This window comes from Pseudomonas sp. Pseusp97 (genome assembly GCF_047304025.1).
GTDB lineage: Bacteria > Pseudomonadota > Gammaproteobacteria > Pseudomonadales > Pseudomonadaceae > Pseudomonas.
In genome coordinates this window covers 1-259 of the sequence record NZ_JBGLYK010000563.1, presented here as the reverse complement: position 1 = coordinate 259, position 259 = coordinate 1, and the positions used below count along the sequence as shown (strand labels likewise).

General features: G+C 90.3%; 1 protein-coding gene. It reads left to right on the top strand.

From position 1 onward, the window contains the following. Positions 1-259, top strand: a 259-nt coding sequence (locus tag ACCC94_RS30355; protein ID WP_413353254.1) for a hypothetical protein, incomplete at both ends; no start/stop codon positions are given.

Genomic DNA, 259 nt, shown 5'->3' with positions numbered 1-259 from the left:
CCCCCCCGCCCCCCACCCCCCCCCCCGCGCCCACACCCCCCCCCCCCCCTTCACCCCGCCCACCCCCGCCGCGGTGCTGGCCCCGCCGCCCCCCCCCACCCCCTCCTGCCCCCCCCCCCCGCCGCGCGGCCCCCCCCCCCCCGGGCGGGGGGGGGGCCTCCCCGGCCCGCCCCCCCCGCGCCCGGGCGGGCCCCCCCCCCGCGCCGGCCCCCCCCGCCCGGCGGGCCCTGTCAGCCCGGCCTTGATCTGGCTGGTGATC